Source organism: Lacticaseibacillus camelliae DSM 22697 = JCM 13995 (genome assembly GCF_001311195.1).
GTDB classification, from domain to species: Bacteria; Bacillota; Bacilli; order Lactobacillales; family Lactobacillaceae; genus Lacticaseibacillus; species Lacticaseibacillus camelliae.
Genome location: NZ_BBAJ01000106.1, coordinates 1 through 6140 on the forward strand (window position 1 = coordinate 1; position 6140 = coordinate 6140).

Consider the following 6140-nt stretch of genomic DNA (forward strand, 5'->3'; position numbering starts at 1 on the left):
GGCGGCAAACGCGCAGGAGCTGTCGGCTGGGGCGACGTGTTCGATTTTGAGCTCAGCTTTCATGACACCCAGGTTCTCGAAGCCCTCGACGGTCGGCCCATGGCGCCAAGAAAGCACAGGAGGCATTGAAATGGCAGTCGTGATCGGCGTTGACGTTGGCACCACGGCCACGAAGGTGGTGGCCTTTGATGCGGCCGGCCAGGTGAAAGCTCAGGCCAGCCGCGCTACCGCTGCTGCAAGCTCAGCCTGGTGCGGCAGAGCTGGACCCGCAGGCCATTTTAGCGGCGGTGCAAGCCGGCTTGAAAGCAGTCGCCGGCGCCTTGCCCGCCGGCAGCGTGGCTGGGATCAGCTTTTCGGCGGCGATGCACAGCTTGATGCTGCTGGACGAAAAGCGTCAGCCGTTGACCCGCGTGATCACCTGGGCGGACATTCGCGCCGAACGGGCCGCCGAACAGCTGAAGGCGCGGCCGGACCACGCAGCTTTGGTGGGGCGCACCGGGGTGCCACTGCACCCGATGACGCCGCTGGCTAAGCTGATCGACCTGCAGCAGACACGGCCCGAATTGATGGTGCAGACTCGCTTTGTCTGCGGCATCAAGAGCTGGCTGCTGCTTCAGCTGTACGGTCAGTGGGTGGCCGATTACTCACTCGCCAACGCCACTGGGCTGTTCAACATGGCGCGCATGGACTGGGACGCGCAGGCGCTGAAACTGGCCGGGGTCTCGGCCGCCCAGCTGCCAAATCTGGTTGACACCGACACGCTGCTGCCTCAGTTGACGGGGAAAAGTGCCAGCACGCTGGGGCTGCCGCAGACGACGTCGGGCATCGTAGGGGCGTCTGATGGGACCCTGGCCAACATTGGCGTGAACGCCCTAGCCCCAGGGGCAACGGCGGTGACGATCGGCACCTCTGGGACGGTGCGCACGGTGATCCAGACGCCGACCGTCGCCCCAAGCGGCAAACTGTTCACCTATTACTTGGCGCCCAATCGCTGGGTGGTCGGAGGGCCGGTCAACAACGGCGGCATTGTGCTGCAGTGGGCGACACGGACTTTGCTGGGGCAGGCCGAAACGGTTGAAGACGCCATCGCGCTGGCGCTGACGGCACCGGCCGGCGCGCACGGCCTGGTTTTTCTGCCGTATTTGGGCGGCGAGCGCGCGCCGCTTTGGGACGCCAACGCGCGCGGCAGCTTTGTGGGGCTGACCCGCAGTCACACCAAGGCCGACATGCTGCGGGCGGTCATGGAGGCATTTTGTTCAACCTCAAAGCGGCCTTTGCCCTGATGGCGCCTTTGGTCGGGGCTAAGCCCACCCTCCACGCCGCGGGAGGATTCGCCAAAAGCCTGGCGTGGCGGCAGATGCTGCAGACGTCTTCGACTGCCCGGTCGTGGTGCCGCAAAGCGTGCAAAGTTCCGCGTTGGGTGCGGCCGTCATCGGGATGAAGCGCTTGGGCTGGGTGCCGGATTTAGACGCCGTCGCAGCGATGGTGAAGCTTTCCGGCAGTTACCAGCCCGGGGCGGACGCCGCGGTGTACCGCCGCCTTTGGCCGCTTTGGCAGCAGGTGGCCCAAGCGCTTGCCGGGACCTACGCCGACCTGGCCGGTTTTACCGCCGGCCGCGGTATGGTATGATACCGAAAGTATTGGAGGTGCAACATGTACGAATCAACTAAACGCCGGCATGTAAGTCCGGCGGTCGCGGCGGTGTTCCCGCAAGAAGTGACCGATCAGCTGTTTGATGTCATTGCGCTGATGCACAAGGCGGACCAGCTGGTGACCGCGCCAGTGGCCTTTGCCTTTTCCGATGACTCGACAGAGGATGAGCTGTACGCGATGCTGATCCAGGGCAACCTGGCCCCGGCGCAGGAGTTCCCGCTGACTTACAGCGGCAAGAAGGATTTTCTCGGGCATGGCTACATCCTGATTGCCAAGGATAACCCGAAGGCCATTTACATCGACTTCAGCAAGGCCAACAACTTAGACGAGGTCCAGTGAGCGGGGCGGCCCGCTTTTTTTCATGGCTTTTTCTGAAAATGGGGCCATTTTTCTGGTCAGTTGCACCGCATTGCGTTAAAATAAATCCTGTTAATCGTAATCATTACTGTTATCCACGGAGGAATTCCATGTCTGAACCTTACTGACCGTCGAGCATCTCAGCTTTGGCTTTCGCAACCGCGTGCTTTATCATGATTTGTCCTTCTCCCTCGCCGCAGTCCGTGACGAGCTTGATCGGGGCCAACGGGGTGGGCAAGACCACGCTGACGAAGCTGATCATGGGCCAGCTCAAGCCGACCACCGGCCGCATCATCCGGTCACCGCGCTTGCGCCTGGGGTACGTCCCGCAGTTTCGCAACATCGACCCGGAGTACCCGTTGTCCTTGCGCAGTTTTGTCGCCCTGAACCAGATGCAGCGCCACCTGCCTTGGCACAGCAAGCAGGAAAAGGCGGCGGTCACGGCAGTGCTCAAGGAAACCGGGCTGAGCGAGCGGGCGGATCAGCCGCTGGGGATGGCCTCCGGCGGCGAGAAGCAGAAGGCGTACCTGGCCCAGGCGCTGCTGACGCGGCCGAACTTCCTGATCCTGGACGAGGCGACGGCCAGCTTAGATGTCAACACCAAAACCGAGCTGATGACGCTGGTCAACGCGCTGAACCAGCGCCACGGCATGACGGTCCTGTTTGTGACGCACGACTTGGATCTGGCCAAGGAATTCACCCAGCAGTACTTGCTGCTGACCCAAACCGGCTACGAGTTGCGGCCGACTGCGGATATGAACGAGGCCAATATGCCCAAGGAACTGCGACCAACGGTGGAGGTGCGCTGATGTTTGAATACGAGTTTATGCAAAATGCCTTCCTCGCCAGCACGTTCATTGCGCTGACCACCGGCATCGTCGGGGTGTTCGTCACGGCTCGCGGTATGTCTTTTCTGGCACACACACTGTCGGAAATTGGCTTTGCCGGCGCCGCCTTTGCGGTCCTGGTCGGCATTCCACCGCTGGACGGGATGCTGTTGACGACGATCCTGTCATCGCTGTCCGTTGGGCGGCTGGCTGTGCGTCCCGACCGACGCGAGGCGTCGATTAGTGCGATCTCCAGCTTGTTCATTGGTTTGGGTATTTTGTTTCTGGCCCTGTCCTCTAAAAGCTCCAGCTACGCCACCACGATTCTCTTCGGATCGGTGATCGGTATCTCCCGCGCTGACGTGTGGCAGCTGGTCGGCTTGGCCGTGGGGGTGCTTTTGACCATGGCGATTGGGTATCGCGGTCTGGCCTTTGACTCGTTTGACCCAGTGGGGGCGCAGGCCCAGGGGCTGCGGCGCAACCTGCTCAGCATTTACTTTCTGCTGATCCTGGCCATCTCGGTGTCGATTGGGGCCCAAATCGTCGGCAGCATGCTGGTCTTCATCCTGCTGACCCTGCCTTCCGCCGTGGCGAAGTACCTCGGCAAAACGTTGCCGCAGATGATCGGGATCTCAGTGGCGGCGGCACTGATCGGAGTGTGGCTCGGTCTGGTGCTGGGCTACTACACCAATTGGCCGGTGACCTTCTTCATCGCGGTGATCGAATGCGCCTTTTACCTGGGGGCACTGATGATTCGCAACCGCCGCGACCGCTGAGGATGAAAGCGGTTTGCCCAGTTACTTAATTTTTTATTTCAATCACGCCCATTGCGGCGTTTTTTTTGTAACTATTTTCCCTTTAGGCTAAAAATCGAGTACACTAATAGCAAGTATTCTCGATTGGAGGCAGCCATGGATAGACGAGACTCGCGCAGCCAGCATCACCGCCATCCGCTTGCCAAGGTCATTGTCTTGCTGGCCCTGACAGTCGTCTTTTTAGCCGGTGGGTATGCGCTGCGGCTTTACGCGCAAACCAAAAACGCGCTTGATACCACGTACGACAATCACACCGCCAAAAAAAACGCACGTCGACCTCAGCAAGCAGAAGCCGTTTTCCGTGCTGCTGCTGGGCACGGACACCGGCGGCCTCGGGCGCAGTGACAAGGGGCGCACGGACACGATGATCTTAGTCACGGTGAACCCGCAGAAGAAGCGCACCACCATGGTCAGCATTCCGCGCGACACGATGAGCCACGTGGCCAGTTCGGACTACACCGGCGTCACCAAGATCAACTCCGCCTACACATACGGCGGCACAAAGCTGGCCCAGGCCACGGTCAAGGACCTGATCAACGTACCGATCAACTACTACGCGCTGGTCAACCTTGATGGGCTGGAGAAAATCGTCGACGCGGTTGGCGGAGTCGACGTCAATGTGGCCTTTTCCTGGACCGATCCGCACGTCGGCAGCTACAAGTTCACCAAGGGCAAGATGCACTTGGATGGCAAAGCGGCGCTGGCTTACGCCCGAATGCGCCACGAGGATCCGGAAGGCGATTACGGCCGGCAGAAGCGCCAGCAGGAAGTGATCGAGCAGGTGGTCAAAAAGGTCCTTTCGGCCAAGTCGCTCAGTCGCTACTCCAGCCTCATGCAGACCTTGTCGTCTGACCTGCGAACGAACTTGAGCTTTGATGAGCTGGTCACCTTGGCGACCAACTACCGCGGTGCGTTCACCGACGTGCGTGAAGACTCGCTAAAAGGCGACGGGGCGTACATCGGCGCCGCGGCTTACCAGGTGCCAAGCACCACCGAACTGCAGCGGATCTCGGACCTGGCTCGCGCCGAGCTGGGGCTGAGCAAGACGCCGCTGGACAATTACAACACCAAGCAAAATCAGTTGAACACTAACGCTGGGTTTAACTGGGAAGATGGCAGCAATCCGGCTTACCATGTTTACCAAGATCTTCCGTAACCCTGATGCGCGTCGGCCCTTGCGGCCGGCGCTTTTTTTGCTGCCGGCGGCCGGTGGTCAGCGCACAATAAAAAGCCCACCGGATGAGCGGTGGGCTTTGGCAATTCAATTAGATGATGGTGACGATCGCGGACAGAACGCCGGCAGAAGGAATCTGGCTGTTCGGCATCGCAACGTCGATCTGGTGCGGGTTCCCAGCGGCAAAGCCACCGGTATCATTGACGACGCGGATCAAGGTCTGGCCGTTTGAGAGCTGGATCTTAACGCGTGAGCCGCGAGGCAGGACGCCGAGGTTGGCGGCGATGCCGCCGTACCCCATGCTTGAACCCATGGCCGCCGGATCGTAGAAGGTGACGCGGAACGTCCCTTTGCTGGTGCCGGTCGCAGAGCTGGTCGTTGGCGCCGCCGCACGTGCGGCAGGCGTGCTGGCCGCCTTGGCCACCTGCGCCGCTTTTGCCTCAGCCTTGGCCTTGGCCGCTGCTTGCGCCTTGGCTTTAGCGTCTGCTTTGGCCTTGGCCGCTGCTTGCGCTTTGGCCTTAGCGGCCGCTTCGGCGCGCTGCTTCATCATGGCGTCAAACTCGGTGTTATCGCCGGGCTTGATTGGGCTGACAGCGGCCGGGGCGGCGATCAGCTTGTTGGTGGCAACGATTTTTGCGGCAGTTTGTTCAGCCGCAGGAGTCACGCCAGCTGCTTGCGCCTGACGGTTTGCGGCATCGTCAGTCGAAATCGCTTCGACTGGCTGCGTGCTGGTGTAAATCGCGAACGCGGCGGCAAGTGTCGTAATGGCGCCGACCCCAATGATTGATGAATGTTTGATTTTGATAAAACTCACTCCTATTTGATTGGAAAGTTATGTTTCCCCCGATTACAATGTGCAGTATATCGAGGTGGCGTGTCAGTCAAGTGCCAGTCAGTTTACAAAAGCAACTGTTTCTGTCACACTGTAACGTGCTCGTAATAAATCCCTACTGAAATTTTCACGTAACCGCTTTCGGTTCCAAAAATGGGTGCTCGATGAGAAAACTTTACGATTTTTACCGGGTTCGCTCCACATAGAACGAATATAGGCTAAAAAATGGGCTTGATAAACACAGCCAAACAGTCAACGCCCTTTGCAGTTTTGACGTATAGTATAATAGCCATAATATGAACTGGAGGTGATCACATGACGATGTACCGCGAGAAACGGTTCGAGGAGATCAAGCGCCTGCTGACGGAGCGCAAAGAGCTGAGCATCGAAGACATTATGCAGGCCGTTGGCGTCTCGCGCGACACGGCGCGCCGTGATGTGGTTGCCCTGGCGGCAAGCGGTGCCGGACGGCGGACGCGCGG

At 59.8% G+C, this 6140-nt stretch carries 6 protein-coding genes and 2 pseudogenes; 7 read left to right on the forward strand and 1 reads right to left on the reverse strand.

What is annotated here, in order from left to right; all coding sequences use genetic code 11:
- The first annotated feature begins 130 nt into the window (after nt 1-130).
- The 6 genes and pseudogenes from JCM13995_RS12495 to JCM13995_RS12515 all read left to right on the forward strand — a co-directional run bounded on the left by JCM13995_RS12495 (nt 131) and on the right by JCM13995_RS12515 (nt 4808).
- Nucleotides 131-1629: pseudogene (locus JCM13995_RS12495) on the forward strand (gluconokinase).
- A gap of 24 nt (nt 1630-1653) precedes the next feature.
- Complete coding sequence (locus JCM13995_RS12500; protein WP_054666169.1) at nt 1654-1992, forward strand: hypothetical protein; 339 nt, start codon at nt 1654-1656, stop codon at nt 1990-1992.
- A 128-nt stretch (nt 1993-2120) separates the two neighbouring features.
- A pseudogene (locus JCM13995_RS12505) lies at nt 2121-2819 on the forward strand (metal ABC transporter ATP-binding protein).
- Nucleotides 2819-3613 (forward strand): metal ABC transporter permease, encoded by a 795-nt coding sequence (locus JCM13995_RS12510; protein ID WP_054666172.1) that lies wholly within the window; start codon nt 2819-2821, stop codon nt 3611-3613. The pseudogene JCM13995_RS12505 and the gene JCM13995_RS12510 overlap by 1 nt, the downstream one beginning before the upstream one ends.
- A 135-nt stretch (nt 3614-3748) precedes the next feature.
- A complete protein-coding gene (locus JCM13995_RS16425; protein WP_225350899.1) occupies nt 3749-3997 on the forward strand; it encodes a hypothetical protein in 249 nt (82 codons plus the stop codon).
- Nucleotides 3954-4808 (forward strand): LCP family protein, encoded by an 855-nt coding sequence (locus JCM13995_RS12515; protein WP_225350900.1) that lies wholly within the window; start codon nt 3954-3956, stop codon nt 4806-4808. Before JCM13995_RS16425 ends, JCM13995_RS12515 begins: the two co-directional genes overlap by 44 nt.
- 109 nt (nt 4809-4917) lie before the next feature.
- On the opposite strand, the gene JCM13995_RS12520 is transcribed toward JCM13995_RS12515, so the two are convergent.
- Nucleotides 4918-5640, reverse strand: a complete 723-nt coding sequence (locus JCM13995_RS12520; RefSeq protein WP_225350901.1) for a hydrolase — start codon at nt 5638-5640, stop codon at nt 4918-4920.
- A 333-nt stretch (nt 5641-5973) separates the two neighbouring features.
- On the opposite strand from JCM13995_RS12520, the gene JCM13995_RS12525 reads away from it, so the two are divergent.
- Nucleotides 5974-6140 (forward strand): DeoR family transcriptional regulator (locus tag JCM13995_RS12525; protein WP_156314490.1); only part of this gene is annotated, 167 nt, incomplete at its 3' end.

Coding starts and splice junctions, on each gene's coding strand:
- JCM13995_RS12500 (WP_054666169.1), top strand. CDS start 1,654: ATGTACGAATCAACTAAACGCCGGCATGTAAGTCCGGCGGTCGCGGCG.
- JCM13995_RS12510 (WP_054666172.1), top strand. CDS start 2,819: ATGTTTGAATACGAGTTTATGCAAAATGCCTTCCTCGCCAGCACGTTC.
- JCM13995_RS16425 (WP_225350899.1), top strand. CDS start 3,749: ATGGATAGACGAGACTCGCGCAGCCAGCATCACCGCCATCCGCTTGCC.